Annotated in this window: 27 protein-coding genes; 12 read left to right on the forward strand and 15 right to left on the reverse strand. The window is 72.5% G+C overall.

Annotated features, from left to right (window positions below; translation table 11 throughout):
- Positions 1–189: 189 nt before the first annotated feature.
- The 4 genes from ACTT8P_RS16030 to ACTT8P_RS16045 are packed head-to-tail and all read left to right on the forward strand — an operon-like array spanning position 190 to position 4,666.
- Positions 190–1,449, forward strand: a complete 1,260-nt coding sequence (locus ACTT8P_RS16030; protein ID WP_442832310.1) for an ABC transporter substrate-binding protein — start codon at positions 190–192, stop codon at positions 1,447–1,449.
- 11 nt (positions 1,450–1,460) lie between these two features.
- Complete coding sequence (locus ACTT8P_RS16035; protein WP_442832311.1) at positions 1,461–2,417, forward strand: carbohydrate ABC transporter permease; 957 nt, start codon at positions 1,461–1,463, stop codon at positions 2,415–2,417.
- 5 nt (positions 2,418–2,422) lie between these two features.
- Positions 2,423–3,253 carry a carbohydrate ABC transporter permease gene (locus ACTT8P_RS16040; RefSeq protein ID WP_442832312.1) on the forward strand — a complete coding sequence of 277 codons (831 nt, stop codon included), beginning with the start codon at positions 2,423–2,425 and terminating at the stop codon, positions 3,251–3,253.
- Positions 3,254–3,286: 33 nt separating this feature from the next.
- Complete coding sequence (locus tag ACTT8P_RS16045) at positions 3,287–4,666, forward strand: GH1 family beta-glucosidase (protein ID WP_442832313.1); 1,380 nt, start codon at positions 3,287–3,289, stop codon at positions 4,664–4,666.
- Positions 4,667–4,707: 41 nt separating this feature from the next.
- Here ACTT8P_RS16045 and ACTT8P_RS16050 read toward each other — a convergent pair whose 3' ends face one another.
- Positions 4,708–5,952: an ROK family protein gene (locus ACTT8P_RS16050; RefSeq protein WP_442832314.1), complete on the reverse strand. Its 1,245-nt coding sequence runs from the start codon at positions 5,950–5,952 to the stop codon at positions 4,708–4,710.
- Between the two features lie 107 nt (positions 5,953–6,059).
- On the opposite strand from ACTT8P_RS16050, the gene ACTT8P_RS16055 reads away from it, so the two are divergent.
- The 3 genes from ACTT8P_RS16055 to ACTT8P_RS16065 are packed head-to-tail and all read left to right on the forward strand — an operon-like array spanning position 6,060 to position 8,351.
- Entirely contained in the window at positions 6,060–7,232 is a 1,173-nt protein-coding gene (locus ACTT8P_RS16055; RefSeq protein WP_442832372.1) for an MFS transporter, read from the forward strand.
- 59 nt (positions 7,233–7,291) lie between these two features.
- On the forward strand, positions 7,292–8,032 hold the full coding sequence (locus ACTT8P_RS16060) for a maleylpyruvate isomerase family mycothiol-dependent enzyme (protein ID WP_442832315.1): 741 nt from the start codon (positions 7,292–7,294) through the stop codon (positions 8,030–8,032).
- A gap of 43 nt (positions 8,033–8,075) precedes the next feature.
- Entirely contained in the window at positions 8,076–8,351 is a 276-nt protein-coding gene (locus ACTT8P_RS16065; RefSeq protein WP_442832316.1) for a DUF6332 family protein, read from the forward strand.
- A 65-nt stretch (positions 8,352–8,416) separates the two neighbouring features.
- Here the strand turns inward: ACTT8P_RS16065 and ACTT8P_RS16070 are convergent, their stop codons facing one another.
- A complete protein-coding gene (locus ACTT8P_RS16070; protein WP_442832317.1) occupies positions 8,417–9,124 on the reverse strand; it encodes a TetR/AcrR family transcriptional regulator in 708 nt (235 codons plus the stop codon).
- Between the two features lie 161 nt (positions 9,125–9,285).
- Here ACTT8P_RS16070 and ACTT8P_RS16075 point away from each other — a divergent pair, with 161 nt between their 5' ends.
- Positions 9,286–9,738 carry a nitroreductase family deazaflavin-dependent oxidoreductase gene (locus ACTT8P_RS16075; RefSeq protein WP_442832318.1) on the forward strand — a complete coding sequence of 151 codons (453 nt, stop codon included), beginning with the start codon at positions 9,286–9,288 and terminating at the stop codon, positions 9,736–9,738.
- 3 nt (positions 9,739–9,741) lie between these two features.
- Here ACTT8P_RS16075 and ACTT8P_RS16080 read toward each other — a convergent pair whose 3' ends face one another.
- On the reverse strand, positions 9,742–11,040 hold the full coding sequence (locus ACTT8P_RS16080; RefSeq protein WP_442832319.1) for a geranylgeranyl reductase family protein: 1,299 nt from the start codon (positions 11,038–11,040) through the stop codon (positions 9,742–9,744).
- Between the two features lie 226 nt (positions 11,041–11,266).
- Between ACTT8P_RS16080 and ACTT8P_RS16085 the strand changes: the two genes are divergently transcribed.
- Positions 11,267–12,622 (forward strand): dipeptidase, encoded by a 1,356-nt coding sequence (locus tag ACTT8P_RS16085; RefSeq protein WP_442832320.1) that lies wholly within the window; start codon positions 11,267–11,269, stop codon positions 12,620–12,622.
- Positions 12,623–12,740: 118 nt separating this feature from the next.
- Here ACTT8P_RS16085 and ACTT8P_RS16090 read toward each other — a convergent pair whose 3' ends face one another.
- The 3 genes from ACTT8P_RS16090 to ACTT8P_RS16100 all read right to left on the reverse strand — a co-directional run bounded on the left by ACTT8P_RS16090 (position 12,741) and on the right by ACTT8P_RS16100 (position 15,143).
- Positions 12,741–13,784: an NUDIX hydrolase gene (locus tag ACTT8P_RS16090; protein WP_442832321.1), complete on the reverse strand. Its 1,044-nt coding sequence runs from the start codon at positions 13,782–13,784 to the stop codon at positions 12,741–12,743.
- Positions 13,785–13,924: 140 nt separating this feature from the next.
- On the reverse strand, positions 13,925–14,107 hold the full coding sequence (locus ACTT8P_RS16095; protein ID WP_442832322.1) for a hypothetical protein: 183 nt from the start codon (positions 14,105–14,107) through the stop codon (positions 13,925–13,927).
- A gap of 82 nt (positions 14,108–14,189) precedes the next feature.
- Positions 14,190–15,143 (reverse strand): ROK family protein, encoded by a 954-nt coding sequence (locus tag ACTT8P_RS16100; protein ID WP_442832323.1) that lies wholly within the window; start codon positions 15,141–15,143, stop codon positions 14,190–14,192.
- 184 nt (positions 15,144–15,327) lie between these two features.
- On the opposite strand from ACTT8P_RS16100, the gene ACTT8P_RS16105 reads away from it, so the two are divergent.
- Positions 15,328–16,368 carry a LacI family DNA-binding transcriptional regulator gene (locus ACTT8P_RS16105; RefSeq protein WP_442832373.1) on the forward strand — a complete coding sequence of 347 codons (1,041 nt, stop codon included), beginning with the start codon at positions 15,328–15,330 and terminating at the stop codon, positions 16,366–16,368.
- Positions 16,369–16,383: 15 nt separating this feature from the next.
- On the opposite strand, the gene ACTT8P_RS16110 is transcribed toward ACTT8P_RS16105, so the two are convergent.
- Complete coding sequence (locus ACTT8P_RS16110) at positions 16,384–17,679, reverse strand: DUF6986 family protein (protein ID WP_442832324.1); 1,296 nt, start codon at positions 17,677–17,679, stop codon at positions 16,384–16,386.
- A gap of 195 nt (positions 17,680–17,874) precedes the next feature.
- Between ACTT8P_RS16110 and ACTT8P_RS16115 the strand changes: the two genes are divergently transcribed.
- On the forward strand, positions 17,875–18,774 hold the full coding sequence (locus ACTT8P_RS16115) for an endonuclease/exonuclease/phosphatase family protein (protein ID WP_442832325.1): 900 nt from the start codon (positions 17,875–17,877) through the stop codon (positions 18,772–18,774).
- 71 nt (positions 18,775–18,845) lie between these two features.
- On the opposite strand, the gene ACTT8P_RS16120 is transcribed toward ACTT8P_RS16115, so the two are convergent.
- From ACTT8P_RS16120 to ACTT8P_RS16135, 4 genes are all read right to left on the reverse strand, one after another.
- Positions 18,846–19,808 carry an electron transfer flavoprotein subunit alpha/FixB family protein gene (locus ACTT8P_RS16120; RefSeq protein ID WP_442832326.1) on the reverse strand — a complete coding sequence of 321 codons (963 nt, stop codon included), beginning with the start codon at positions 19,806–19,808 and terminating at the stop codon, positions 18,846–18,848.
- An 84-nt stretch (positions 19,809–19,892) separates the two neighbouring features.
- Positions 19,893–20,681 (reverse strand): electron transfer flavoprotein subunit beta/FixA family protein, encoded by a 789-nt coding sequence (locus ACTT8P_RS16125; protein ID WP_442832327.1) that lies wholly within the window; start codon positions 20,679–20,681, stop codon positions 19,893–19,895.
- 219 nt (positions 20,682–20,900) lie between these two features.
- On the reverse strand, positions 20,901–21,410 hold the full coding sequence (locus tag ACTT8P_RS16130) for a flavin reductase family protein (protein WP_442832328.1): 510 nt from the start codon (positions 21,408–21,410) through the stop codon (positions 20,901–20,903).
- Between the two features lie 142 nt (positions 21,411–21,552).
- Positions 21,553–21,942, reverse strand: coding sequence for a TlpA family protein disulfide reductase (locus ACTT8P_RS16135; RefSeq protein ID WP_442832374.1), 390 nt, complete (start codon positions 21,940–21,942; stop codon positions 21,553–21,555).
- A 178-nt stretch (positions 21,943–22,120) separates the two neighbouring features.
- Here ACTT8P_RS16135 and ACTT8P_RS16140 point away from each other — a divergent pair, with 178 nt between their 5' ends.
- The gene (locus ACTT8P_RS16140) at positions 22,121–22,849 is read left to right on the forward strand and encodes a lysophospholipid acyltransferase family protein (RefSeq protein ID WP_442832329.1); all 729 of its coding nucleotides are present in this window, start codon (positions 22,121–22,123) and stop codon (positions 22,847–22,849) included.
- A gap of 9 nt (positions 22,850–22,858) precedes the next feature.
- On the opposite strand, the gene ACTT8P_RS16145 is transcribed toward ACTT8P_RS16140, so the two are convergent.
- From ACTT8P_RS16145 to ACTT8P_RS16160, 4 genes are all read right to left on the reverse strand, one after another.
- On the reverse strand, positions 22,859–23,452 hold the full coding sequence (locus tag ACTT8P_RS16145) for a transglutaminase domain-containing protein (RefSeq protein ID WP_442832330.1): 594 nt from the start codon (positions 23,450–23,452) through the stop codon (positions 22,859–22,861).
- 85 nt (positions 23,453–23,537) lie between these two features.
- A complete protein-coding gene (locus ACTT8P_RS16150; RefSeq protein WP_442832331.1) occupies positions 23,538–24,608 on the reverse strand; it encodes a threonine aldolase family protein in 1,071 nt (356 codons plus the stop codon).
- A complete protein-coding gene (locus ACTT8P_RS16155) occupies positions 24,605–25,375 on the reverse strand; it encodes an SDR family NAD(P)-dependent oxidoreductase (RefSeq protein ID WP_442832332.1) in 771 nt (256 codons plus the stop codon). The genes ACTT8P_RS16150 and ACTT8P_RS16155 overlap by 4 nt, the downstream gene beginning before the upstream one ends.
- A gap of 44 nt (positions 25,376–25,419) precedes the next feature.
- A complete protein-coding gene (locus ACTT8P_RS16160) occupies positions 25,420–26,817 on the reverse strand; it encodes a DUF6421 family protein (RefSeq protein WP_442832333.1) in 1,398 nt (465 codons plus the stop codon).
- Between the last annotated feature and the right edge of the window lie 145 nt (positions 26,818–26,962).

A 26,962-nucleotide genomic window follows, 5' to 3' on the forward strand; every position in this document is an offset into this window, starting at 1 on the left:
CCGCAGGCCGCCGCCGCCCGCGGCATGGCCTTCGAACACCTCGACCAACTCGCCATGGACCACCTCCTCGGCGCCCGCTGACCCCGGGTTCGCGGGTCCGCCGGTGCCCGCGAACACCCCTTGATCCGCCCCGTGACACCGTGGTCGCGCGGGCGGGCCGGCACCCCCTCGCACCCAAGGGCACCCACCGTGACAGCACACCCTCCGGCCGCCGGACCTCGCCGGCGCCGTCGCTCACGCAGCGCCGCAGTCCCGCTCGCCGCCGTCTCCGTCCTGGTCGCCGGGGCGGCGCTGAGCGGCTGCGGACAGCAACGCGACCCCGATGTGTACACCGTGATGAACTCCTCGACCGACGAGTCCTACCACCGCTGGGACGCGGAGGCGATGGCCCGCTGCGGCAAGCAGCTGGGCGTCACCATCGAGCAGCAGAGCGTCCCCGCCGCCCAGGTGATGACCAAGGCGCTGCGCATGGCCTCGTCCAAGTCACTGCCGGACATCGTCCAGTTCGACGCCTCCGAGATGCCCACGTTCGCCGACGCGGGCGGTCTGGTCGACCTCAAGTCCCTCGGCCTGAGCACTCAGGACATCCCCGAGGGCATCGTCAACTTCGGCTCCTACAAGGGGACGTACTACGGGGCGGCGCGCTCCGTGAACACCCTCGCTCTCTTCTACAACAAGGACCTGCTCGACCAGGCCGGCGTCAAGGTCCCCACCACCTGGGACGAACTGCGCGCGGCCGCCAAGAAGCTCACCGAGGGCAAGCGGTACGGGCTGGCGCTCAGCGCGGGCGGCGCGGAGGACGGCGTCTTCCAGTTCATGCCGTTCATGTGGTCCAACGGCGGTGACGAGAAGGAGCTGGACAGCCCGCAGGTCGCCGAGGCGCTGGACTACTGGAAGGCGCTGCTGGCGGACGGTTCGCTGTCGAAGTCGACGGTCAACTGGACCCAGGCGGACGTCAACGACCAGTTCATGGCCGGCAACGCGGCGATGATGATCAACGGTCCCTGGCAGGTGGAGACCCTCAACACGGACAAGTCGCTGCACTGGGAGATCGCGCAGATCCCGGTGCCGAAGGCGGGCGACGACTCGGTCGGTCCGCTCGGCGGCGCGATCCTCACCGTGCCCAACACCGGGGACGAGCAGCGCGAGAAGACGGCCGGGAAGATCGTCGCCTGTCTGTCCAGCCAGCAGGAGCAGCTGACCTACGCGCTCAACAGCTGGATGGTGCCGGCCAACACCAAGGCCGCCGCGGTGTGGCGGGAGAAGGTGCCGGAGCTGGACGCGCTCGCCGACCAGGTGGCCGTCGCCCGGTCCCGTACCGCCCAGCTCGGCGCCGGCTGGTCGAGCGTGTCGCTCGCCCTGCAGAGCGCCTTCCAGTCGGCCCTGACCGGTGAGTCCAGCGAGGCCGCCCTCAAGCGCGCCCAGCAGCGGGCCACGAGCGGGAACTGAGGTACGTGACCATGACCACCTCCACCGTCACCGCGACGCCGGCCGCCAGCGAACCCAAGGCGGCCACCGCTCCCGACCCGAACCGGCTCAGGCGCCGGCGCCGGCTCACCCAGTGGGGCTTCGTCGCCCCCGCCGTCGTCTTCATGCTGCTGTTCTTCGGCTACCCGCTCGTCCGCAACGTCGTGATGAGCTTCCAGCACTACACGCCGAAGACGTTCTTCACCGGCGAGTCGCCGTTCAACGGCACCGACAACTGGTCGAACGTCTTCCAGGACGCCCTGTTCGGCAAGGCCCTGTGGCACACCCTGGTGTTCACGGCCGGCTCGCTGCTCGGCCAGTTCTGCATCGGCCTGGCACTGGCCGTCTTCTTCAACCGCCGCTTCCCGCTGAACGGCGTGCTGCGTTCGCTGATCCTGCTGCCGTGGCTGGTGCCCATGGTGGTGTCCGGTGTCGTGTGGCGCCGCATCCTCGACCAGGACACCGGCGTACTGAACACCTTCCTGGACACGATCGGCCTGGGCAGCGGCCACACCCCGTGGCTGACCAGCCCGGACATGGCGCTGCTCTCCGTGATCCTGGTCAACATCTGGATCGGCATCCCGTTCAACATGGTGATCCTGTACGGCGGTCTCCAGGAGATCCCGAAGGAGCTGCACGAGGCGGCGGCCCTGGACGGCGCCTCCGCGTGGCGGACGTTCCGGTCCGTCACCCTGCCGATGCTCAAGCCGGTGGTCACCGTCGTGCTGGTGCTCGGCTTCATGTCGACGGTCAAGATCCTCGACCTGATCCTGGCCCTCACCGACGGCGGACCGGCCGACGCCACCCAGACGCTGGGCACGCTCACCTACCAGAACTCCTTCGTGCAGCTGGACTTCGGCGCGGGCGCGGTCGTCGGCAACGTACTCATCCTGATCTCCGCCGTGTTCGCGGTGTTCTACCTGCGGGCCAACCGCACCGAGGGGAAGTGACGTCCATGGCCTCGCCGACCACCGCCACGGCACCGAGGCGCCGCTGGGGTTCCACCGTCGCCGGTGTGCTGATCCTGTGCGTGATGCTCTTCCCGCTGTACTGGATGCTCAACACCGCGCTCCAGCCGGAGTCCGGCCTGCTCAAGGTCGACCCGGTGCCGGGCAGCCTGGATCTGTCCGGGTTCTCCAAGGCCGTCTCCGACCAGGGCGGCCACCTGCTGACCTCGCTGGCCGTCTCGCTCGGCGCGGTCGTCATCTGCCTGGCGATCGCCGCGCCGGCCGCCTACGGGCTGGCCCGGTTCGGGCTGCGCGGCTCGAAGACCATCGTCTTCGGCACCCTGATCACCCAGATGGTGCCGGGCATCGTCATCGCCAACGCGCTCTACAACTCGTACGTCGATCTGGGCCTGGTCAACTCCTACTTCGGCCTGATGCTGGCGGACGCCTCGCTGGGCATCCCGTTCTCCATCGTGCTGATGCGCTCCTTCATGGTGTCCATCCCCGGCGAGGTGCTCGAGGCGGCGCAGATCGACGGCGCCGGGCCGGTGCGGACGTTCCTCACGGTGGTGCTGCCGATGAGCCGCAACTCGCTGATCACGTCCGGGCTGTTCGCGTTCCTGTTCTCGTGGAGCGACTTCATGTTCGCGCTCACCCTGAACACCACCGACGAGGTCAAGCCGGTGACCCTCGGCATCTACCAGTACATCGGCGCGCACGTCGGCGACTGGGGTTCGGTGATGGCCGCCTCCGTGCTGTCGGCGGTCCCGGCGGCGATCCTGCTCGTCCTCGCCCAGAAGTACATCGCCGCCGGCATCTCCGGCGGTTCCGTCAAGTGACCGCCACCGCACAGGAAATGGGTTCCTTTCCGCATGAGTGACTCCCCTCGCTTCCCGTCCGGCTTCGTCTTCGGCGCCGCGACCGCCTCGTACCAGATCGAGGGCGCGGCGACGGCGGACGGCCGCTCCCCGTCGATCTGGGACACCTACAGCCACACCCCCGGTTTGACGGCGAACGGCGACACCGGTGACGTGGCCTGCGACCACTACCACCGCTACCCCGAGGACGTGGCGCTGCTGCGCGAGTTGGGCGTGGACTCGTACCGCTTCTCGATCGCCTGGCCGCGCATCGTGCCGGACGGGTCGGGGCCGGTGAACGCCAAGGGGCTGGACTTCTACTCGCGGCTGGTGGACGAGCTGCTGGCGGCGGGCATCGAGCCGGCCGCCACCCTCTACCACTGGGACCTGCCGCAGGCCCTCGAGGACCGGGGCGGCTGGCGGGTGCGGGCGACGGCGGAGCGGTTCGCCGAGTACACGGCCGTGGTGGCCGAGCACCTCGGGGACCGGGTGCCGCGCTGGATCACGCTGAACGAGCCGTGGTGCAGTGCCTTCCTCGGCTACTCCATCGGGCGGCACGCGCCCGGCGCCAAGGAGGGCCGGGGCGCCCTGGCCGCCGCGCACCACCTGCTGGTCGGGCACGGTCTGGCGGTCCAGGCGCTGCGCGCGGCCGGGGTGCGCGAGGTCGGCATCACGCTCAACCTGGACCGCAACCTGCCCGCCACCGACTCCCCCGCCGACCTCGCGGCGGTGGTCCGCGCGGACACCCAGCACAATCTGGTGTGGACCGAGCCGATCCTGGCGGGCCGCTACCCGGCCACCGAGGAGGAGACCTGGGGCGAGCTGATCACCGGCGCGGACTTCCGGCGCGACGGCGACCTGGCGCTGATCTCCCAGCCGCTGGACTTCCTCGGCATCAACTACTACCGGCCGATCGTGGTCGCCGACGCCCCGCACCGCGAGCCCGACCCGGCGGTCCGGGTGGCGACCGACAACCGGTACGAGGAGGTCACGCTCCCCGGAGTGCGGCACACCGCGATGAACTGGCCGGTGGTGCCGGAGTCCTTCACCGATCTGCTGGTGCGGCTGAAGAAGCAGTACGGCGACGCGCTGCCGCCGGTGCACATCACCGAGAACGGCTCGGCGGAGGACGACCCGGTCGCCGCCGACGGCGCGGTGCACGACACCGACCGGGTGGAGTACCTGCGCGGCCACCTGACCGCGCTGAAGGCGGCGATGGACGCGGGCGTGGACGTCCGCGGCTACTACGTCTGGTCGCTGCTGGACAACTTCGAGTGGGCGTACGGCTACGACAAGCGGTTCGGGATCGTCCGGGTCGACTACGCGACGCAGGAGCGCACGCCGAAGGACAGCTACCGGTTCTACCAGGAGCTGATCGCCGCCCACCGGCGGTGAGCCGCGGGGAGGGGGCCGCCCGGAAGCGGGCGGCCCCTTTCTCATGCCCCGCCGCCGCGTTCCGCGTACGCCGCCGGGTCCGCCAGCACCTCGCGGACGATGACGCCGGCCGCGCCCCGGGCCGCGTCGCCCAGCGACGAGGAGGCGCGCAGCCGCTTGCCGCCCTCGGTCCACAGGCCGGAGACCACTCTGCGGGCCAGTTCGCGGTCGACGGCGGGGGCCAGCCAGTCGCTCAGTTCCCGGTAGACGCCGCCGAGCATCACCGCCTCCGGGTCGAAGAGGTTGACCGCGCCGGACACCACCACGCCGAGCTGCCGGCCGGCCCGCTCGATCGCCGCCAGCGCCTCCGGCTCGCCGCGCCGGGCCCGGCGCCCCAGTTCGGCCACGCCCCGCACGCCGGTGTCCGCGTCGAGGCCGGCCGCCGCCAGCAGGGCGCCCTGCCCGGCGTACCGCTCCAGGCAGCCGCGCGCCCCGCAGCGGCACAGCGGGCCGTCCGGGTCGACCACCATGTGCCCGATCTCGCCGGCGAAGCCGTGCGCGCCGCGCAGCAGTTCGCCGCGCAGCACCAGGGCGCCGCCGATGCCGATCTCGCCGGTCAGGTAGAGGAAGCTGCGCACGCCCTCGGTGCCGGCGCCGAACCACAGCTCGGCCAGGGCGGCGGCGTTGGCCTCGTTGTCGGAGCTGACCGGCAGGGGGCGCTCGGCGGGGCGCAGGGCGAGCAGCGCCTGCGCGAACAGGCCCTCGACGGCTACCCGCTGCCAGCCGAGGTTCGGGGCCTGGCGGACGCTGCCGCCGGTGACCAGGCCGGGCAGCGCGACATGGACGCCGGCCGGGCCGAGGTCCTGCTCGGCGGCCGAGCCGATGGCGCGGGCCGCGAGCCGGGCGGCGCGGGCCAGCACCTCGGAGGGCTGGACGCCCCGGTTGTCGACGTGCTCGACCAGCCGCACCCGGTCGGTGCCGGCCAGGTCGACGACGCAGACGGTGATGAAGTCGATGTTGATCTCGACGCCGAGGCCCGCCGGGCCGGTCCTGGACACCTTCAGGACGGTGCCGGGGCGGCCCACCTGGCCGCTGCTGGTCTTGCCCCACTCGGTGACGAAGCCGTACTCCAGCAACTGCTCGACCAGGGAGGACACCGCCGCCCGGGTCAGTCCGACGTGCGTGGCGATACCGGCTCTGGTGGCCTCCCCCGCGTCGTGCACGGCCCTCAGGACCAGACTGAGGTTGTGCCGTCGGACCGTGGCCTTGTCGGCCTTCGGCTCCAGGGGGGTCAGGTTGTTCTTCATCGTGGTGTCGAGCGTATGCGACGTGCGGTGGGCCCCTTGCCCGGTCCGAGGGGTGCTCCTACTCTCACTTTGTGCCGCTGATAAACAAAACCCGTTCGCACCACGCCGTGCCGGGCCCCCGCGACCAGCTCGTCCGGCTCCGGATCGCCCTGACCGTCTTCTTCGCCCTGGACGGCTTCGTCTTCGCCGGCTGGGTGGTGCGCGTCCCCGCCATCAAGGAACAGACCGGCGCCTCCGCCAGCGCCCTGGGGCTGGCGCTGCTCGGCGTGTCGGCGGGCGCCGTCGTCACCATGACCCTGACCGGACGGCTCTGCCGCCGCTACGGCAGCCATCCGGTCACCGTGGTCTGCGCCGTCCTGCTCTGCCTCAGCGTCGCCCTGCCCCCGCTCACCCACTCCGCGCCCGCGCTGGGCGCCGTGCTGCTGGTGTTCGGCAGCGCGTACGGCGGGATCAACGTCGCCTTCAACAGCGCCGCCGTCGATCTGGTGGCCGTACTGCGCCGGCCGATCATGCCCAGTTTCCACGCCGCGTTCAGCCTCGGCGGCATGGTCGGCGCGGGGCTCGGCGCTCTGGTCGCCGGGTCGCTGTCCCCGCTGTGGCACCTGCTCGGCCTCACCGGCGTCGGCCTGCTCGTCACCCTGGCGGCGGGGCGGGTCCTGCTGCGCTGCGAACCGCTCGTGCCGCCGGACCGTTCACCCCGCGGCGACCAGGCGCCGCGCGGCAAGCCGGACGCCCGTACCCGCCGTCTCGTCGTCACCTTCGGGCTGATCGCCCTGTGCAGTTCCTACGGGGAGGGCGCCATGGCCGACTGGGGCGCGCTCCACCTGGAGCAGGACCTGGCCGCCTCGCCGGGTCTCGCGGCGGTGGGTTACTCGTGTTTCGCACTGGCCATGACAGTGGGCCGGCTGACCGGCACGACCCTGCTCGAGCGGCTGGGCCGGACCCCGACCGTGGTGGCCGGCGGCGCGGTCGCCGCGGCCGGGATGCTGCTCGGCTCGCTCGCCCCGTCGGCGTGGGCGGTGCTGTTCGGCTTCGCGGTCACCGGGCTCGGGCTGGCCAACATCTTCCCGGTCATGGTGGAGCGGGCCGGGGCGCTGGGCGGGCCCGGCGGCGTGGCGACCGCCTCCACGCTCGGCTACGGCGGCATGCTCCTCGGGCCGCCCGCGATCGGTTTCATGGCCGACTGGTTCTCCCTGCCGGCGGCGCTGACCACCGTCGCGGTGCTCGCCGCGGTGGCGGCACTGGTCTCCCTGACGACCCGGCGGGCGGCGGCCGGCTGAACCGCCCGGCGCGGAAATCCCCTCCCGTGCACCGCGCTTCGTCAGGCAGACTCGCCACCATGGAGACTGCCGCGTACGTGCGAACCCTGGAGCGGGAGGGCGAGCTGCTGGCCGCCGCCGCGGAGACCGCGGGAAGTGACGCGAAGGTGCCCACCTGCCCCGACTGGCAGGTACGGGACCTGGTACGGCACACCGGCATGGTGCACCGCTGGGCGGCGGCGTTCGTCGCCGAGGAACACACCGGGTACCACCCCGACGGGGGATTGCCGGACCTGGACGGCGCCGCGCTGACCGCCTGGTTCCGCGAGGGTCACCGGTACCTGGTCGACACCCTCGCCGGCGCCGCGCCCACTGCGCGGTGCTGGCACTTCCTGCCCGCCCCGTCCCCCCTGGTGTTCTGGGCCCGGCGGCAGGCGCACGAGACGACCGTGCACCGCTTCGACGCGGAGTCCGCCCGGGGCGGCGCCCCCAGCTCCGTCGGCACCGACTTCGCCGTGGACGGCGTCGACGAACTGCTGCTCGGCTTCCACGCCCGGGAAAAGAGCCGACTGCGCAGCGCGCAGCCGCGGGTGCTGCGGGTCCGGGCAACCGACACCGAGGACGCCGTGTGGACCGTACGGCTGTCGGAGCGGCCGCCCGCCACCGAGCGGGGTGTCACGGCGGACGCCGACTGCGAGGTGGCCGGCCCGGCGGCCGAGCTGTACCTGGCGCTGTGGAACCGGGTGCCGTTCCCGGCGGTGACCGGCGACCCCGGACCGGCCGCACTGTGGCGGGAGAGGTCGGCCGTCACCTGGCGGTGAGATGCCGCTTGCCCGGCCGGGCGGACGGGGCGACACTCGTCGAATGACTGACCACGGGGGACGGCGCACCACGACCGAGCGCGATGCCATCACCGTCGAGATCGGGTACGCCCTGTTCAGCGCGGCGTTCGCGGCGGCCGTGCTGTTCGGCGCGGTGGCCGGACCGGCGTACGTCTTCGAACTGCCGGCCGGGGCGCGCCGCGCACTGGTCGGAGCGGGCACGACGCTGGCGGCGGTGGTCTTCGCGGTCCGGGTGGTGAGCGTACTGCTCCGCTTCGGACGCGACGTCCGGCCCGGCCGGACCGGTCCCGACGCGTAGGCCGGCACCACCGGGCCCGCCCGGTCGGCACGGCCCGGGTCAACGAGCCGGGACCCGTACGGCGTTCAGCCGGCCCCGGCCCCGTCCACCAGCCCCACCCCGTCGGCGAGCCGGGCCGCCGCGTGCCGGAAGAACTCCGGCCGCTCCTCGACGACCCCCTTGAACTGGCCGAAGACCTCGAAACTCACCAGCCCGAACAGCTGCGCCCAGGCCGCGACCAGGGCCGTCACCGTCCCGGGCGGCAGGTCGGGCGCGAGGTCGGCGGCCATCCGCTCCGCCTCCGGCCGCAGTTCGGCGGCGGGCGGGGCCGGCTGGGTCAGGCCGAGCGCCCGGTGCCCGTCCCGGAGGATGCCGATGAGCACGTACCCGACCCGGGCGGCGGCGCGGACGGTGTCCTGCGGGGCGGTGTAGCCGGGCACCGGCGATCCGTAGATCAGGGCGTACTCGTGCGGGTGCGCCAGCGCCCAGGCCCGGACCGCCTCGCAGACCACGGTCCAGCGCCGCCGGTGGCCGGCGTCGGCCGCCGCGTCGCGGGCCTGCTCGGCGGCCTCGCCCACCGCGTCGTAGGCGTCGATGATGAGGGCGGTGAGCAGGTCGTCGCGGCTCGGGAAGTAGCGGTACAGGGCGGAGGAGGCCAGGCCCAGTTCGCGGGCCACGGCGCGCAGCGACAGCTTGGCGGCGCCCTCCTCGGCGAGCTGTCTGCGGGCCTCGGTCTTGATGGCCGCCGTGACCTCGGTCCTGGCTCGCGCGCGGGCGCCCTGTGCGGTGCTCATGCGGCTCAGTGTGCCACAGAGCGAGAGCACCGCACACAAAAGAGAGCAGTGCTCTTGAATTCGCCGGGCACTCCTGTGCATACTCGTCGCAGCGCAATAGAGAGCAGTGCTCGCATACGAGAGCAGCGCTCTCCGTCCATCGTCTCGTCCAGGGGGTCCCCGTGTCCGCGCATGTGCAGCAGCCCGGCTGGTTCACCGTCAACGTCCTCAACCGGTCCGTCGCCTGGCTGACCCGGCGCGGACTCAGCGTCTGGGGCTCCCGGGTGCTGGCGGTCCGCGGCCGCAAGAGCGGACAGTGGCGGACCACCCCCGTCAACCTGCTCACCGTGGACGGACAGCGGTACCTGGTCGCACCGCGCGGCCATGTGCAGTGGACGCACAACATGCGCGCGGTCGGCGGCGGCGAGCTGCGCCTCGGCCGGCAGGTGGAGGCGTTCATCGCGACCGAGGTCCCTGACGACGACAAGCCCGCGCTGCTGCGGGCCTACCTCAAACGCTGGAAGGCGGAGGTCGGGATCTTCTTCGGCGGCGTCGGCCCGGGCTCCTCCGACGCCGAGCTGCGCCGGATCGCTCCCGACCACCCCGTCTTCCGCGTCACGGCCACCCGGCCGTAGCACTCAGGAACCGGCCGGGCCCGGCTCGTCCGCGGCCACCGGCTCGTCCGCCGGAGCCCGGTCCTGGTCCGTCGCCGGCGCCGCCGCTTCCGCCTGCCTGCGGTCCAGTACGTTCAGGGCGCGCTGCGCGACGGGGTGGTTGCGCACCAGTTCGCCCAGCGTCGTGGCGCCCCGGGTGATGTCCCGGAACGCGTTCCACGCGGGCCGGAAACCGGTCAGGGCCGCGTGGAAGATCCCCGGGCGGCGCTCGAACGCGGCCAGCATCCGCTTGCCGACGCTCATCTCGACGCCCAGCCCGGCCTTGACGGCGAAGGCGTAGTTCAGGGCCTGGCGGCGGGCGTCCACCGCGTCGTGCGCCTCGGCGATGCGCACCGCCCACTCCCCCGCCAGCCGCCCCGAGCGCAGCGCGAACGAGATGCCCTCCCGGGTCCACGGCTCCAGCAGCCCCGCCGCGTCCCCGCACACCAGGACCCGGCCGCGGGAGAGCGGCGAGTCGTCGGCGCGGCAACGGGTGAGGTGGCCGGAGGAGATGCTCGGCTCGAAGCCGGCGAGGCCGAGGCGCCCGATGAAGTCCTCCAGGTAGCGCTTGGTCGCCGCGCCCTCGCCGCGGGCCGAGATGACCCCGACCGTGAGCGTGTCGCCCTTGGGGAAGACCCAGCCGTAACTGCCCGGCATCGGGCCCCAGTCGATGAGCACCCGGCCCTGCCAGTCCTCGGCGACCGGCTGCGGGACCGGGATCTCCGCCTCCAGGCCCAGATCCACCTGGTCGACCTTCACCCCGACGTGCGCCGCTATCCGGCTGGCACTGCCGTCCGCGCCGACCACGGCCCGGGCCAGCACCGTCTCGCCGCCCTGGAGCACGACGGCGGCCGTACGCCGGTCGGGGACCGCCGAGCCGTGCTGCTCGACCCGCGTCACCGTCACGCCGGTGCGCAGTTCGGCGCCCGCCTTCTGCGCGTGCTCGACCAGCTGCTGGTCGAACTCGGGCCGGTTGATCAGCCCGAACAGCATCTGCCTGGAGCGGCGGGTGCGGGTGAAGCGTCCGTTGTGGGAGAAGGTCACCGCGTGCACGCGGTCCTTGAAGGGGAGCTCGAAGCCCGGAGGGAGCGAGTCGCGCGAGGGTCCGATGATGCCGCCGCCACAGGTCTTGTAGCGGGGCAGATCCGCCTTCTCCAGCAACAGCACGCGCCGTCCCGCGACCGCCGCCGCGTAGGCGGCCGAGGCCCCCGCGGGTCCCGCGCCCACCACGACGACGTCCCACACCTGACGCGCGTCGTCCGCCGAAGAGTTCTCGCTGCTCACGATGGTCTACTGCTCCGATCAAACCGCATGCCGCACCTGTCCCCCGCATCCTACGGTGGGCATCGCCGCAGGCCACTGTGGGAGGATCGGCAATGTATGCGCCCTGCACACACCGTGCACACACCTGGGCGTGCCCACACCACACGATCACCCGCGAACACCGCACAAAACGGAACGGTCAGCGAGTGGTCATCAGTACAACGTCGCACCTACAAGGAGCGTGCCCATGTCGTCGAATCCGGTCGCCGAGACTGTCGCCGCCCTGCTGCCCCGGGCGCGGACCGAACTCGCCGAGCTGGTGGCCTTCCGGTCGGTGGCCGACTTCGAGCAGTTCCCGAAGAGCGAGAGCGAGGCCGCCGCCGAATGGATAGCCGGCGCGCTGCGCGCCGAGGGTTTCGAGGACGTCGCCCTGCTCGACACCCCGGACGGCACCCAGTCGGTGTACGGGTACCTGCCCGGCCCCGAGGGCGCCAAGACGGTCCTGCTCTACGCCCACTACGACGTGCAGCCCCCGCTGGACGAGGCCGGCTGGACCACTCCGCCGTTCGAGCTGACCGAGCGCGACGGCCGCTGGTACGGACGGGGCAGCGCCGACTGCAAGGGCGGCGTCCTCATGCACCTGCTGGCGCTGCGCGCGCTGAAGGCGAACGGCGGCGTGCCGGTGCACGTCAAGGTGATCGCCGAGGGCTCGGAGGAGCAGGGCACCGGCGGTCTGGAGCGGTACGCCGAAGCACACCCGGAGCTGCTCGCGGCCGACACGGTCGTCATCGGCGACGCGGGCAACTTCCGGGTCGGCCTGCCGACGGTCACCACGACTTTGCGCGGCATGACCCTGGTCCGCGTCGCCGTCGACACCCTCGAAGGCAACCTGCACTCCGGGCAGTTCGGCGGCGCCGCCCCCGACGCGCTGGCCGCGCTGATCCGCACGCTGGACTCGCTGCGCGCCGAGGACGGCTCGACGACCGTCGACGGGCTGGCCGGCGACGACACCTGGGACGGGCTCCAGTACCCGCAGAAGGCGTTCCGCGCGGACGCCAAGGTGCTGGACGGTGTGGAGCTGATCGGCTCCGGCACGGTCGCCGACCGCATCTGGGCGCGGCCGGCCGTCACGGTGCTCGGCATCGACTGCCCGCCGGTCGTCGGCGCCACGCCCTCGGTGCAGGCGGGCGCGCGGGCCCTGGTGAGTCTCAGGGTGCCGCCGGGCACGGACGCCACCGAGGCGGTCAAGCTGCTCCAGGCCCACCTGGAGGCGCACACGCCGTGGGGCGCCCGGGTCGCCGTCGAACCGGTCGGCCAGGGCCAGCCGTTCCGCGCCGACACCAGCAGCCCGGCCTACCAGGCCATGGCGGACGCGATGGCGGTGGCGTACCCGGGCCAGGAGATGCAGTACGCCGGCCAGGGCGGCTCCATCCCGCTGTGCAACACCCTGGCCGGCCTCTACCCCGACGCGGAGATCCTCCTCATCGGCCTGAGCGAACCGGAGGCCCGCATCCACGCGGTCGACGAGAGCGTCTCCCCGGACGAACTGGAACGCCTGTCGGTGGCGGAGGCGCTGTTCCTCCGGAATTACGCGGGGAACTGATTCCTGCTGGGGAGGGCAATGTCCCCAAGGGGCGCGAGGCGGTGCCGATATGCGGCGCCGCCCCGCGCCCAGCCACAACGCGTCCGCACCCGGCGACAGCCCACGCGCCGCACCCGCCTCACCCCACCGGCACCCCCGCCTCCAAATACAACGCGGCCCCCCGCTCCCGGGCCCGAAGGGCCCACCGCAGCCGCGCGTACCGCACCGGCGGCAGCAGCCCCGCCGCCTCCTCCTCGCTGACGAACCGCCAGCCGCGCAGTTCGGGCCCGGGCAGCAGCAGCCGCCCGGCGTCCGCGGAGGCCAGCCGGCCGCCGTCGAAGAGCAGTCTGAGCCCCCCGTATCCGGGCGGCTGCGGCGGCTCCCAGTCGACGACCAGCAGGGACGGTACGTCGTCGAGGTGGACGCCGGTCTCCTCGGCGACCTCGCGGACGCCCGCCCGGGCGGGGGCCTCGCCGGGTTCGACGACGCCGCCCGGGAACTCCCAGCCCGCCTTGTAGGTGGGGTCGACCAGCAGCACCCGGTCGTGCTCGTCGAAGAGCAGGACCCCGGCGGCGATGGTCTCGGCGGTGGGTTCCGGGGTCTGCACGATGTCGCAGAGCGGCGCCGTGCCGGTGCCGACCGCCTCGGCTATGCGGGCGGCGGTCTCCCCCGGGGTGAGACCGCCGTTGTCGACCGGATGGGCGTCGGCCATCAGCCAGCCGCCGAGCGCCGCCCGGTAGGGCTCCATGGGGTCGTACGACCACTGCCGTACCCGCAGCTCGCCGTCGGGCGGGTCCGGGGGGATCTCACGGTGGGATATTCGCTCCCGCAGGATCGTTTCGGCCGGGGCCAGCAGGATGTGCCGGACGGCGATCCGGCGGGCGGCGAGGCCGCCGAAGATCTCGTCCCGGTACTCCTGGCGCAGCAGGGTCATGGGGACCACCAGCGTCCCGCCCAGCTCGGCGAGCAGCGCCGCCGCCGTGTCGATGACGAGACGCCGCCAGATCGGGAGGTCCTGGCAGTCGCCGACCTCGGCGAGGCGTTTGGGCGGGAGCAGGTGCGTGAGCGCTCCGCCGATGACCTCGGGGTCGAAGAGCGTGCTGTTCGGGATCAGGTCGATCAGTTCCCGTGCGGTGCTCGTCTTCCCCGCACCGCACGCGCCGTTGATCCAGACGACGGTCACAGGTCCCCCTCTTCTGTTGGCCCCCTGAGGCTTGCCCGCTCCACCCTGCCACGGAAACCAGCCCCAGTTGAGGGCGTACGAAAGCGGCGCCGCCGCCCCCGGCCGGGACGTCGGCGCCGCTCGGTCCGGCTGCGGGCCGGTCAGTCCTTCGGCGTGTCGTCGTGCGGGGCCAGGCTGTCCTCGCTGATGTCGACGTGGTTGAGGACGTCCGTCGCCTTGCGCAGGTCGACCGGCAGCTCCCCCGCGGCGTGCGAGGGGGTGACGGCCGCGACCACGAAGCCGGTGGCGAGGGAGGCGAGGGCGAGCATGCTGCGCTTCTTCATGCCGGGTTCAACTGCGTGGACGGCCAGGAGTTACCCTCCGGCCGGCCGGTCCCGGCCTGGCCGGCCCCGCACCGGACCCGCCTCACACCCGGGCCGCCGTCACGCCCTGCGTCCGCGTGAGCGCCGCCGCGGCCGCCCCCACCAGGCCCGCGTCCGTGCCCATCTGAGCCGGTGTCACCGTCAGACGGCGTACGAAGGAGAGGGTGGCGTACGAGGCCAGCGCCCGGCGCAGGGGCGCGAAGAGGACCTCGCCCGCCTTGCCCACGCCGCCGCCGATCACGGCGATGTCGATCTCGACCAGGGTCGCGGTGGCCGCGATGCCGGCCGCCAGCGCCTGGGCCGCCCGCTCGAAGGAGGCCACCGCGACCGGGTCGCCGGCCCGGGCCGCGGCGGCCACCGCGGCGGCGGAGGTGTCGCCGTCGGACCCGGGACACCAGCCGCCCTCCAGGGCGCGCCGCGCGATGTTGGGGCCGCTCGCGATGCGCTCCACACAGCCGCGCGCACCGCACGGGCAGGGGTCGCCGTCGAGATCCACGCTGATGTGGCCGATGTGGCCGGCGTTGCCGGTGGGACCGGGGTGCAGCCGTCCGTTCAGGACCAGACCGCCGCCGACCCCCGTGGAGACCACCATGCACAGCGCGTTGTCGTGGCCCCGGGCGGCGCCCTGCCAGTGCTCGGCGGCGGTGATCGCCACCCCGTCCCCGATCAGCTCGACCGGCAGCCCGCCCGCCGCCGCCCGGACCCGGGCCACCAGCGGATACTCCCGCCAGCCGGGCACGTTGACCGGACTCACCGTGCCGGCCGACGCGTCCACCGGCCCGGCGCTGCCGATGCCGACCGCCGTGGCCCGCGGCCACAGAGGCGCGGCCGTCAGCTCCCCGAGCACCTCCTCGACGGCGCCCATCACGGTGTCGCCGTTCTCCCGCGCGGGGGTGGCCCGCTGGGCCCGCACCAGAATCCGGCCGGCACCGTCCACCAGCGCACCGGCGATCTTGGTGCCGCCGATGTCCAGCGCGGCCACGAGGTCGGTGTCCATCAGAGTCGGTTCTCCCCGTCAGCCTTCGACAACACGAGCGCGTCGCGCTCTTCGCGATGGACAGTGTCCACCCCATCTGACAACGTTGTCCAGGCTCTATGCTCGATGCCACATCCTCATATCACCCCATGGGCGATCCGGTCCCCGTGGACGAACAGGACAGGAATCTCCCATCGTGCCCGACATGGCCCGCCCCGCCCACCGCAGCAGCGGGAACCGTTACGGCAACCGTCCGACCATGAAGGACGTCGCCGCCCGCGCCGGTGTGGGCCTGAAGACCGTGTCCCGGGTGGTGAACGGGGAGCCGGGGGTGACCCCGGAGACCGAGCGCCGGGTCCAGGAGGCCATCGACGCGCTGGGCTTTCGCCGCAACGACAGCGCGCGGGTGCTCCGCAAGGGCCGCACCGCCAGTGTCGGGCTGGTCCTGGAGGATCTCGCGGACCCGTTCTACGGGCCGCTCAGCCGGGCCGTGGAGGAGGTGGCCCGCTCGCACGGCGCGCTGCTCATCAACGGGTCCAGCGCGGAGGACCCGGAACGGGAGCAGGAACTGGTGCTGGCCCTGTGCGCGCGGCGGGTGGACGGGCTGGTGGTGATCCCGGCCGGGGACGACCACCGGTATCTGGAGCCGGAGCTGAAGGCCGGGGTGGCCACGGTGTTCGTGGACCGGCCGGCCGGGCACGTCGACGCGGACGTGGTGCTGTGCGACAACTTCGGCGGCGCCCGGGACGGCGTCGCCCACCTCATCGCGCACGGCCACCGCAGGATCGGCTTCATCGGCGACATGCCCCGCATCCACACCGCCGCGGAGCGGCTGCGCGGCTACCGGGCCGCGATGGAGGACGCGGGCATACCCGTGAAGGACTCCTGGATGTCCCTGGGCGTCACCGACCCGGAGCGGGTGCGCCGGGCGGCCGAGGAGATGCTCGCGGACCGGGACCCGGTCACCGCGATCTTCACCGGCAACAACCGGGTGTCGGTCACGGTGGTCCGGGTGCTGGCCGGGCACACCCGGGGCGTCGCCCTGGTCGGCTTCGACGACATCGAGCTCGCCGACCTGCTGCGGCCGGGGCTCACCGTGGTCGCCCAGGACGCGGCGGCCCTGGGCCGGACCGCCGCGGAACGCCTGTTCGGCCAGTTGGACGGGGGCCTGCTCGTCCCCGAGCGCATCGAGCTGCCGACCCGTCTGATCACCCGGGGCTCGGGTGAGCTGCCGCCGGCGGACTGACCGGCGCGCGGGGCGTCAGCGGGCCGAAGCGGTCAGGTCCCCGCGCCGCGGTGCCGCGTAGCTCTCCAGGTCGGCGCGGGTCAGTCCGGTCAGGCGGGCGACCTCGCCGATGTCGAGGGCGCCGCAGTCCAGGCCGCGCAGCAGGTAGCCGCTGAGCGCCTTGGCGGTGGCGGGCTCGTCCATGATGTCGCCGCCGGCCTGGTTGACGTAGCGGGCGAGGCGGCCCGCGGCCTGTTCGAAGCCCTCGCGGTAGAAGGCGAAGACGGCCGCGTAACGGGTCGGGAGGTGGCCGGGGTGCATGTCCCAGCCCTGGTAGTAGGCGCGGGCCAGGGCGCGGCGGGTGAGTCCGTAGTGCAGCCGCCAGGCGTCGTGCACCTTGGCGGTGGGGCCGACCGGCAGCACGTTGGTGGAGCCGTCCGAGACCCGGACGCCGGTGCCCGCGGCGGCGACCTGCATGACCGCCTTGGCGTGGTCGGCGGCCGGGTGGTCACTGGCCTGGTGGGCGGCGGAGACGCCGAGGCAGGCGCTGTAGTCGAAGGTGCCGTAGTGCAGGCCGGTGGCGCGGCCCTCGGCGGCCTGGATCATGCGGGCGACCGTCGCGGTGCCGTCGACGGCGAGGACGGCCTGGCTGGTCTCGATCTGGATCTCGAAGCCGATCCGGCCGGGCGGCAGACCGCGCGCCGTCTCGAACGCCTCCAGCAGCCGCACCATCGCGGTGACCTGCTCCGGGTACGTCACCTTCGGCAGGGTGAGGACCAGCCCGTCGGGCAGTCCGCCGGCCTCCGTCAGACCGCTGAGGAAGATGTCGAGGGTGCGGATGCCCCGGTCGCGGACGGCGGCCTCCATGCACTTCATGCGGATGCCCAGGTACGGGGCGGCCGTGCCGCCCCCAGCGCACGCCTCGGCGATCAGGCGGGCGGCGCGGGCGGCGTCCTGGTCCTCGTCCCGGCCGTGGTAGCCGTCCTCGAAGTCGACCCGGAGGTCTTCGACCGGCTCGCGTTCCAGTTTGGCCCGCACCCGCGCGTACACCGGCTCGGCGAGGTCGTCCGGCAGGCCGAGGACGGCGGCGAAGGCGGCGGCGTCGGGGGCGTGTTCGTCGAGCGCGGCGAGGGCCGCGTCGCCCCAGGCGCGTACCGTGTCGGCGGCGAAGGCGTCGCCGGGGACGTAGACGGTGTGCACGGGCTGGCGGGTGCCGGGGTCTCCGGGGTAGCGGCGGGCCAGTTCCGCGTCGACCGGCGCGAGGGAGGCGCTGATCTCCTCGCCGACCGCGCCCGCGAGGCTCGTCGCCACCTTCTCCAGCTGACCACCCATGCAGCACCCTCCTCGTTTCCGCCCGCCAGAACTTCCGCTGTACGGAATCAGCAATCCGTAGAGCGAAGTTATCCGGCGATCTTCCCGCCGGTCAACACCGTCTTGCCCACCGGTCCATCCGGCACTCTCGGCATGTTCACGTCCATCTGGCACGGTCGTGGTGCCCACCGGCGTGCCCCTTCGGAAGGAGCTCCCGTGCCCAGTCCCGGCCGGTTCACCCGCCGTCTGAGTCTGAAGACCGCCCTGGCCACCACCGCCGCCCTGCCGCTCGCCAGTACAGCACCCGCCACCGCCGCGCCCCTGGAGCGCGACCCGGGCCGGCTGGAGGTCATGTCGTTCAACCTGCGTTTCGCGAGCGGCACCGAGCCGAACAGCTGGACCGTGCGCAGACCCGTGACCCGCGCGCTGCTGCGCCACGAGCGCCCGCACGTCATCGGTACCCAGGAGGGCCTGTACCAGCAGGTGCGGGACATCGAGGCCGACCTCGGCGCGGCCTACGACTGGATCGGCACCGGCCGCGCCGGCGGCAGCCGCGACGAGTTCATGGCCGTGTACTACGACACCCGCCGGCTCGCGCCGCTGGAGTACGACCACTTCTGGCTCTCCGACACGCCGGACGTGATCGGTTCGAACACCTGGGGCGGCGGTTCCATCCGCATGGTCACCTGGGTCCGCTTCAGCGATCTGGGCGACGGCGGCCGGGAGTTCTACTTCCTGAACACCCACCTGGACAACGCGAGCCAGAACGCACGCGCGCGTGCCGCCGCGCTCGTCGCGCAGCGCGTCGCCGCTCTCGACGGGTCGCTGCCGCTGGTGGTGACCGGGGACTTCAACGTGGCCGCGCACGGCAACCCGGTCTACGACACCATGCTGGGCGCCGGTCTCGTCGACTCCTGGGACGCGGCGGCCCGGCGCGGCGCGCTGTACGCCACGTTCCACGGCTACCAGCCGCTGACCCCGGGCGGCGACCGGATCGACTGGATCCTGGTCACCCCGGGCGTCACGGTGCACCGCGCGGACATCAACACCTTCGCGCGGGACGGTCAGTTCCCCAGTGACCATCTGCCGGTGCAGGCGTCACTGACGCTCGGCTGAGGGGTGCGGACGGCCAAGGCCCCCAGGACCGGGAAGCGGTCGTGGGGGCCTCGGCCGTCGTCGCGACGGGATCAGCCCTTGCGGGTCTTGATCTCGTCGGTGAGCTGCGGGACGACGTCGAACAGGTCGCCGACGACGCCGTAGTCGACCAGGTCGAAGATCGGGGCCTCGGCGTCCTTGTTGACCGCGACGATGGTCTTCGAGGTCTGCATGCCCGCCCGGTGCTGGATCGCGCCGGAGATGCCGGAGGCGATGTACAGCTGCGGCGACACGCTCTTGCCGGTCTGGCCGACCTGGTTGGTGTGCGGGTACCAGCCGGCGTCGACGGCGGCGCGGGAGGCGCCGACGGCCGCGCCGAGCGAGTCGGCCAGCGCCTCGATGATGGCGAAGTTCTCCGCGCCGTTGACACCGCGGCCGCCGGAGACCACGATCGCGGCCTCGGTCAGTTCGGGGCGGCCGGTCGACTCGCGCGGCGTGCGCGAGGTGACCTTGGTGCCGGTCGCGGCGGCGGAGAAGGACACCGACAGGGCCTCGACCGCGCCGGCGGCCGGGGCGGGCTCCACGGCGGCGCTGTTCGGCTTGACGGTGATCACCGGGGTGCCCTTGGCGACCCGGGACTTGGTGGTGAACGCGGCGGCGAACACCGACTGGGTGGCCACCGGGCCCTCGGCGCCGGACTCCAGGTCGATCGCGTCGGTGATGATGCCCGACCCCAGGCGCAGCGCCAGGCGGGCGGCGATCTCCTTGCCCTCGGCGGAGGACGGGACCAGCACGGCGGCCGGGGAGACCTGCTCGACGGCGGCCTGGAGGGCGTCCACCTTCGGGACCACCAGGTAGTCGGCGTACTCGGCGGCCTCACTGGTGAGGACCTTGACCGCGCCGTGCTCGGCGAGGGCGGCGGCGGTGTCGGCGGCGCCGTTGCCCAGCGCGACGGCGACCGGCTCGCCGACCCGGCGGGCCAGGGTGAGCAGCTCAAGGGTCGGCTTGCGGACGGCACCGTCCACGTGGTCGACGTAGACGAGAACTTCAGCCATGGGACTTCTTCTCTCCTGCTTGCGAGATGTGAGGGGCGGTCAGCGGTGCGCGGCTCAGATGAACTTCTGGCCCGCGAGGCTGTGTCAGACGAATTTCCGCTCCGCGAGGAAGGCGGCCAGCTGCTTGCCGCCCTCGCCCTCGTCCTTGACGATCGTGCCCGCGGTGCGCGCGGGGCGCTCGGCCGCCGACTCCACCACCGTGTAGGCGTTCTCCAGGCCGACCTCGTCCTCGTCGATGTCGAGGTCGGACAGGTCCCAGGACTCCACCGGCTTCTTCTTGGCCGCCATGATCCCCTTGAAGGACGGATAACGGGCCTCGCCGGACTGGTCGGTCACCGACACGACCGCCGGCAGGGACGCCTCCAGCTGCTCGGAGGCGGCGTCGCCGTCCCGGCGGCCCTTCACCGTGCCGTCCTCCACGGCGACCTCGGACAGCAGCGTCACCTGCGGCACACCCAGCCGCTCGGCGAGCAGCGCGGGCACCACACCCATCGTGCCGTCGGTGGAGGCCATACCGGAGATCACCAGGTCGTAGCCGGCCTTCTCGACCGCCTTGGCCAGCACCAGCGAGGTGCCGATGGCGTCGGTGCCGTGCAGGTCGTCGTCCTCGACGTGGATCGCCTTGTCCGCGCCCATCGACAGCGCCTTGCGCAGCGCGTCCTTGGCGTCCTCCGGGCCCACCGTCAAAACGGTGATCTCCACGTCGTCGTCCGAATTCTCGGAGATCTGGAGCGCCTGCTCGACCGCGTACTCGTCCAGCTCGGAGAGCAGACCGTCCACATCGTCACGGTCGACGGTCAGGTCATCGGCGAAGTGCCGGTCGCCGGTGGCGTCGGGCACGTACTTCACGGTGACAACGATCCTCAAGCTCACGCCGGCTCTCCTACTGCCTCGACATTTCCGTTGCTGCCTCTTGCAGGCAGCATAGGCGCCCCAAGCGGCCGATCCCGGCCGGGGCGACCTGCGCTCCGGCCGAAATATTACTCGTCAGTACACTCAGTTCGTGCCCGCTGAGCAAGCGCTTTGAACTGTGACCTTCGCAACGCAGCGTAACCGGAACCCGACGGCTGCGCAGCAGCGCCCGGAGGGCGGTCAGCCGCGCAGCCCGCCGAAGCGTCCCTGGTGGTAGACGAGGGGCCGGCCGGCGCCGGCGGGGTCGCCGAGGAGGACTTCGGCGAGCACGATGCGGTGGTCGCCGGCCGGCACGCGGCCGGCGACGCGGCACACCAGCCAGGCCAGTACGCCGTCCAGTACGGGCACGCCCTCGGGGCCGGTGTGCCAGGCGGTGGGCGGGCCGAAGCGGTCGGCGCCGCTGCGGGCGAAGGTGGCGGCCAGCTCCTGCTGGTGCTCGCCGAGTATGTGCACCCCGACATGGTCGGCCTCGGCGATCACCGGCCAGCTCGAGGAACCGGTGCCGACGCCGAAGGAGAGCAGCGGCGGCTCGGCGGAGACCGAGGTGAGGGAGGTGGCGGTGAAACCGACCGGACCGGACGGGCCGCTCGCGGTGATCACGGCGACGCCCGCCGCGTGCCGCCGGAAGACGGACCGCAGCAGACCGGGGGTGTCGGATCGGAGGCGGGCCAGGTCGGGTGTGGCCGTCATGCGTATGTCCTTCTGCGCCGCGCCCCGGCCGGCCGGGGAGTGGCCGGAGGCTCAAGTGTCAGGCTGACGATAGAGGGTGCGCACCGTCAAGCGGGTGTTCCGGAATGCGGAACCCATGCCGCCGGGGCGGTGCGGGCAGCCGTCACACGGCCTCCCCCAGCGCGGCGATCACGTCCGCCTTGCGCGGCTGCCCGGCGGCCCGCCGCACCACACGTCCGGCGGCGTCCAGCACCAGCACGGTCGGCGTGCCGACGATGTCCAGGGCGCGCACCAGCTCCAGCCGGGCCTCGGCGTCGATCTCGACATGGGCGACGCCCGGGACCAGTGCGGCCACCTCGGCCAGCACCCGGCGGGTGGCCCGGCAGGGAGCGCAGAAGGCACTGGAGAACTGCACCAACGTGGCCCGTACACCCAGTTCCGCGCCCAGTTCGGCGGCGGCCAGCCGCTCGCCCTCGCTCCGCCCGCGCACCCGCACGCTCCCGCCTCGATCGGAATCTCCCGCCGGTGCAGCGCCCGGGGGACGGTGAAAGATTCCCGCCGTCCCGCCCTACCGGGGGGACGTGATGAGAATCTCGCCCTGTGTGGGCACCAGGGCTGGTACACCGGTCGTTCTTCGGGCACGATCTGCGACAAGCCGTAAACCTACGGCTGCGTAAGTTCTTGACTGGGAGTCCCCTTCCCAGGCGAAGCAGGAAGGGTCCGCGCCGCCCATGGCAGAACTCGTCTACCGTCCGGTCATCGGTCTCGCCCGCACCCTGTTCAAGGTGTGGGACCTCAAGATCGACTGCCAGGGTTCGGAGAACATCCCGCGCTCGGGCGGCGCCGTGCTGGTCAGCAACCACATCAGCTACCTGGACTTCATCTTCGACGGCCTCGCGGCGCTGCCGCAGAAGCGGCTGGTGCGCTTCATGGCGAAGGAGTCGGTCTTCCGGCACCGGATCTCCGGCCCGCTGATGCGCGGGATGAAGCACATCCCGGTCGACCGCAAGCAGGGCGAGGCGGCGTACGCGCACGCGCTGGACTCGCTGCGCTCCGGTGAGATCATCGGGGTCTTCCCGGAGGCGACGATCTCCGAGTCGTTCACGCTGAAGAGCTTCAAGTCGGGTGCGGCGCGGCTGGCGCAGGAGGCGGGCGTCCCGCTGGTGCCGATGGCACTGTGGGGCACGCAGCGGCTGTGGACCAAGGGCCACCCGCGCAACTTCAAGCGCAGCCACACCCCGATCACCATCCGGGTCGGCGAGGCGATTGAGGCCCCGCGCGAGCAGTACGCGGGCGCGATCACCCGCCGGCTGCGCGACCGGGTGCACGAGCTGCTCGAAGCCGCGCAGCGCGCCTACCCGGTGCGCCCGAAGGGCCCGGACGACACCTGGTGGATGCCGGCCCACCTCGGCGGCACGGCTCCGACGCCGGAGCAGGTCCGCGCGGCCGAGGCGCACTGACCGCCCGTCTCAGAGGGCGGCCGGCAGGATCCGCCACAGGTGCGGCCGGTCGGTGGCGGTGCGCAGGGCCTTCAGCACGGCCGGGTGCGGGGCGGCGTACAGGACCGGGTGGTCGGCCTCCCCCGCCTCGGGATCGGGAGTGAAGGCCAGCCGTTCCCCGTCGAGGGAGAACCGGGCGTCGACACCGGGTTTGTTGCCGCGCGGGTCCTGCCGGTGCCAGCCGCCGTTGAACCGTACGGCGATCAGCCCGTGCACCACGTGACCGCTCCCGTCGTCGTGCCGCAGCCGCTGGTAGCACAGCGCGGCCGGGATGTCCTCGGCCCGCAGCAGCGCGGCCAGCGCGTGCGCCTTGGCGTAGCAGATGCCGGTGCGCCGCTCCAGTACGTCGGAGGCGCGCCAGGTGACGCGCAGGTCACCTGAGTCCTGGGAGTGCGGGACGGTGTCGCGGACGAACTCGAACGCGAGCCGCGCATAGGCATACGAGTCCTCCGCGTCCCTGGCGAGGCGCCCGGCCGTCTCGCGGACCAGCGGGTGCTCGTGGTCGATGACCTCGTCGGCGGCCAGATAGGCGGACAGGTCAGGGGTTTCCTGGATCGGCTCCATGCCCGCAGAGCATAGGAAAGCGATCACCCGAGGTCAATACATTTTCGAGTGACCGCATACCTATGCATAGAGCCTCACGCCGTGGTCAGCGGGCCGTCTCCTCCTTGAGGGCCGCCACGAACGTGTCCACGTCGTCCTCGGTGGTGTCGAAGGCGCACATCCAGCGGACCTCGCCGGCCGCCTCGTCCCAGAAGTAGAAGCGGAACCGCTTCTGGAGGCGCTCGGTCACGTCGTGCGGCAGCCGGGCGAAGACGGCGTTGGCCTGCACGGGGTAGCGGATCTCGACGCCGTGCACGGCCCGCACGCCCTCGGCCAGCCGCTGGGCCATCTCGTTGGCGTGCCGGGCGTTGCGCAGCCACAGGTCCTTGGCGAGCAGCGCCTCCAGCTGCACCGAGATGAAGCGCATCTTGGAGGCGAGCTGCATGGACAGCTTGCGCAGGTGCTTCATGTGCCGCACGGCGTCCTGGTTGATGACGACGACGGCCTCGCCGAACAGGGCGCCGTTCTTGGTGCCGCCCAGCGAGAGCAGATCGACGCCGGCCGCGTTGGTGAAGGTCCGCATGGGGACGTCCAGGGCGGCGGCGGCGTTGGCCATCCGGGAGCCGTCCAGGTGCACGGTCATGCCGTGGGCGTGCGCGTGCGCGCAGATCGCGCGGATCTCGTCGGGCGTGTAGAGGGTGCCGAGTTCGGTGCTCTGGGTGATCGAGACGGCCTGCGGCATCGCGCGGTGCTCGTCGTCCCAGCCGTATGCCTGCCGGTCGATCAGCTCGGGGGTGAGCTTGCCGTCCGGGGTGGGCACGGTGAGCAGCTTGATGCCGGCCATCCGCTCCGGGGCGCCGCCCTCGTCGGTGTTGATGTGCGCGCTCTCCGCGCAGATCACCGACCCCCAGCGGTCGGTGACCGCCTGGAGCGCGACGACGTTGGCGCCGGTGCCGTTGAAGACCGGGAACGCCTCGGCGGTGGGCCCGAAGTGGCTCCGGATCACGCTCTGGAGGTTGTCCGTGTAGTCGTCCTCGCCGTACGCCACCTGGTGGCCGCCGTTGGCCAGGGCCAGGGCGGCGAGTATCTCCGGGTGCGCCCCGGCGTAGTTGTCGCTGGCGAATCCGCGGACCTCGGGGTCGTGATGGCGACGCGCGTCGGTTCTCGGCGGGTTCACGGCTTCTCGGTCAGCCACAGACGGTTTCCGTTCACTTCCGCGGCGGGCTGCTCCCAGACTCCGGCGACCGCCTCGGCCAGGTCCTTGACGTCCGTGAAGCCCGCGAACTTCGCGTTGGGGCGCTCGGCGCGCATCGCGTCGTGCACCAACGCCTTCACCACCAGGATCGCAGCCGCGGAGGTCGGCCCCTGCTCGCCCCCCGCCTTGCGGAAGTAGTCCGCCATGGCCAGCGTCCACGCCTCGGCGGCGGCCTTGGCGGCGGAGTAGGCCGCGTTGCCGGCGGTCGGCTGCGAGGCGCCCGCGGCGCTGATCAGGACGTAGCGGCCGCGGTCGCTGCGCTGGAGGGCCTCGTGGAAGGCGAGGGAGGTGTGCTGGACGGTGCGGATCAGCAGCTTCTCCAGGAGGTCCCAGTCGTCCAGGTCGGTCTTGGTGAAGGTCTGGCTGCCGCGCCAGCCGCCGACGAGGTGGACCAGGCCGTCGACCCGGCCGAAGTCCTGCTCGATCCGGTCGGCCCAGGCGCGGGCGGCGGCCAGGTCCAGCAGGTCGACGGTCTCGCCGGTGACGGTGGCGCCGCCGTGCGCGTAGCGGGCCGCGTCCACCGCCTCCGCCAGTTTCGCCGGGTCGTGGTCCGAGCCGACCACCGTCGCCCCGGCCTCGGCGAGCCGCAGCAGCGCGGCCCGTCCGGCGGGGCCGCCCGCGCCGGCCACCGCCACCACCGCGCCGTCGAGCGCCCCGTTCCCCTTGGCCGCCGTGCTGCTGGACCCCATGGTCCTCGCCTCCCGAGCCTTGTTCCCGATGTCGGTGCCGTCGCTCACGCGGCGGCCCGCTCGGCACCGTCCGCCGTGATGCCCTTGGTCGAGGCGATCACGTGCTTCAGTTTCTTGGACAGTGCCTCGTAGAACATGCTCAGCGGAAACTCGTCCGGAAGCACGTCGTCGACGAGCTTGCGCGGCGGCAGGGTCAGGTCGAGGGCGTCCGGGCCCTTGGCCCACTTGGAGCCGGGGTGCGGGGCGAGGTAGGTGGCGACGAGTTCGTAGCCGGCGAACCAGTGCACGAGCTTGGGGCGGTCGATGCCGTCGCGGTAGAGGGTCTCGATCTCGGCGCACAGCCGGTTGGTGACCTCGGGGGCCCGCTCCCAGTCGACCGAGAGCCGGTTGTCGGTCCAGCGGACCACGTCGTGCCGGTGCAGGTAGGCGAAGAGCAGCTGGCCGCCGAGACCGTCGTAGTTGCGGACCCGTTCGCCGGTGACCGGGAAGCGGAACATGCGGTCGAAGAGCACCGCGACCTGCACGTCCCGGGCCTGCGGGACGCCCTCGCCGGCGAGTTTCACCGCCTCCTTGAAGGCGGTGAGGTCGCAGCGCAGCTCCTCCAGGCCGTACATCCAGAACGGCTGCCGCTGCTTGATCATGAACGGGTCGAACGGCAGGTCGCCGTGGCTGTGGGTGCGGTCGTGGACCATGTCCCACAGCACGAACGCCGCTTCGCAGCGCCGCTGGTCGTGGACGAGGGCGGCCACCTCCGCGGGCAGTTCCAGGCCCAGCACGTCGACGGCGGCGGCGGTGACCCGGCGGAAGCGGGCGGCCTCCCGGTCACAGAAGATGCCGCCCCAGGTGAACCGCTCGGGGGCCTCGCGCACCGCGATGGTCTCCGGGAACAGGACGGCGGAGTTGGTGTCGTAGCCGGAGGTGAAGTCCTCGAAGGTGATGCCGCAGAACAGCGGGTTGTCGTAGCGGGTGCGCTCCAGTTCGGCCAGCCAGTCGGGCCAGACCATGCGCAGCACGACCGCTTCGAGGTTGCGGTCCGGGTTGCCGTTCTGCGTGTACATCGGGAAGACCACCAGGTGCTGGAGGCCGTCGGCGCGCTGCGCGGCGGGCTGGAAGGCCAGCAGCGAGTCCAGGAAGTCCGGCACCGCGAAGCCGCCGTCCGCCCACCGCTCCAGGTCGCTCACCAGGGCCTCGTGGTACGCGCGGTCGTGCGGCAGCAGCGGGGACAGCTCCCGTACGGCGTCGGCGACCTGCCGTACGGCGGCCTCGGCGGCACCGCGCGCCGGGGCGCCCTCGGCGCCGAGGTCGATCGAGCCGTCCTTGGACTGCCAGGGCCGGACGCGCTCCACGGCATCCTTGAGCACGGGCCACGCCGGTTGCTCCACCACCCTGTCCGCCGGAGGAAGCCCGTCCTCCGTCGCCGCCTGCACAAGAATTTCCGTCATGTTCCATCCTCCACGGGAGAACCTCGCGTAAGGACACCGTATGCAAAGAGGGTTTCCCGCAGCAAGAGAAACCTCGGGAAATTATCCTGCCCTACCCCGGGCTTCACCGCATTTTTTCCTGTGGGTCACCGGGGAGGGCCTGGGT

It is taken from the genome of Streptomyces sp. JW3 (genome assembly GCF_052216785.1).
In the GTDB taxonomy this organism is placed as follows: Bacteria; Actinomycetota; Actinomycetes; order Streptomycetales; family Streptomycetaceae; genus Streptomyces.

What these genes read in the sequence shown, in the direction of transcription:
- ACTT8P_RS16035 (WP_442832311.1), top strand. Translation starts at nt 1,461, where the DNA reads ATGACCACCTCCACCGTCACCGCGACGCCGGCCGCCAGCGAACCCAAG.
- ACTT8P_RS16040 (WP_442832312.1), top strand. Translation starts at nt 2,423, where the DNA reads ATGGCCTCGCCGACCACCGCCACGGCACCGAGGCGCCGCTGGGGTTCC.
- ACTT8P_RS16045 (WP_442832313.1), top strand. Translation starts at nt 3,287, where the DNA reads ATGAGTGACTCCCCTCGCTTCCCGTCCGGCTTCGTCTTCGGCGCCGCG.
- ACTT8P_RS16050 (WP_442832314.1), bottom strand. Translation starts at nt 5,952, where the DNA reads ATGAAGAACAACCTGACCCCCCTGGAGCCGAAGGCCGACAAGGCCACG.
- ACTT8P_RS16060 (WP_442832315.1), top strand. Translation starts at nt 7,292, where the DNA reads ATGGAGACTGCCGCGTACGTGCGAACCCTGGAGCGGGAGGGCGAGCTG.
- ACTT8P_RS16065 (WP_442832316.1), top strand. Translation starts at nt 8,076, where the DNA reads ATGACTGACCACGGGGGACGGCGCACCACGACCGAGCGCGATGCCATC.
- ACTT8P_RS16070 (WP_442832317.1), bottom strand. Translation starts at nt 9,124, where the DNA reads ATGAGCACCGCACAGGGCGCCCGCGCGCGAGCCAGGACCGAGGTCACG.
- ACTT8P_RS16085 (WP_442832320.1), top strand. Translation starts at nt 11,267, where the DNA reads ATGTCGTCGAATCCGGTCGCCGAGACTGTCGCCGCCCTGCTGCCCCGG.
- ACTT8P_RS16095 (WP_442832322.1), bottom strand. Translation starts at nt 14,107, where the DNA reads ATGAAGAAGCGCAGCATGCTCGCCCTCGCCTCCCTCGCCACCGGCTTC.
- ACTT8P_RS16100 (WP_442832323.1), bottom strand. Translation starts at nt 15,143, where the DNA reads ATGGACACCGACCTCGTGGCCGCGCTGGACATCGGCGGCACCAAGATC.
- ACTT8P_RS16105 (WP_442832373.1), top strand. Translation starts at nt 15,328, where the DNA reads ATGGCCCGCCCCGCCCACCGCAGCAGCGGGAACCGTTACGGCAACCGT.
- ACTT8P_RS16110 (WP_442832324.1), bottom strand. Translation starts at nt 17,679, where the DNA reads ATGGGTGGTCAGCTGGAGAAGGTGGCGACGAGCCTCGCGGGCGCGGTC.
- ACTT8P_RS16120 (WP_442832326.1), bottom strand. Translation starts at nt 19,808, where the DNA reads ATGGCTGAAGTTCTCGTCTACGTCGACCACGTGGACGGTGCCGTCCGC.
- ACTT8P_RS16130 (WP_442832328.1), bottom strand. Translation starts at nt 21,410, where the DNA reads ATGACGGCCACACCCGACCTGGCCCGCCTCCGATCCGACACCCCCGGT.
- ACTT8P_RS16140 (WP_442832329.1), top strand. Translation starts at nt 22,121, where the DNA reads ATGGCAGAACTCGTCTACCGTCCGGTCATCGGTCTCGCCCGCACCCTG.
- ACTT8P_RS16145 (WP_442832330.1), bottom strand. Translation starts at nt 23,452, where the DNA reads ATGGAGCCGATCCAGGAAACCCCTGACCTGTCCGCCTATCTGGCCGCC.
- ACTT8P_RS16155 (WP_442832332.1), bottom strand. Translation starts at nt 25,375, where the DNA reads ATGGGGTCCAGCAGCACGGCGGCCAAGGGGAACGGGGCGCTCGACGGC.
- ACTT8P_RS16160 (WP_442832333.1), bottom strand. Translation starts at nt 26,817, where the DNA reads ATGACGGAAATTCTTGTGCAGGCGGCGACGGAGGACGGGCTTCCTCCG.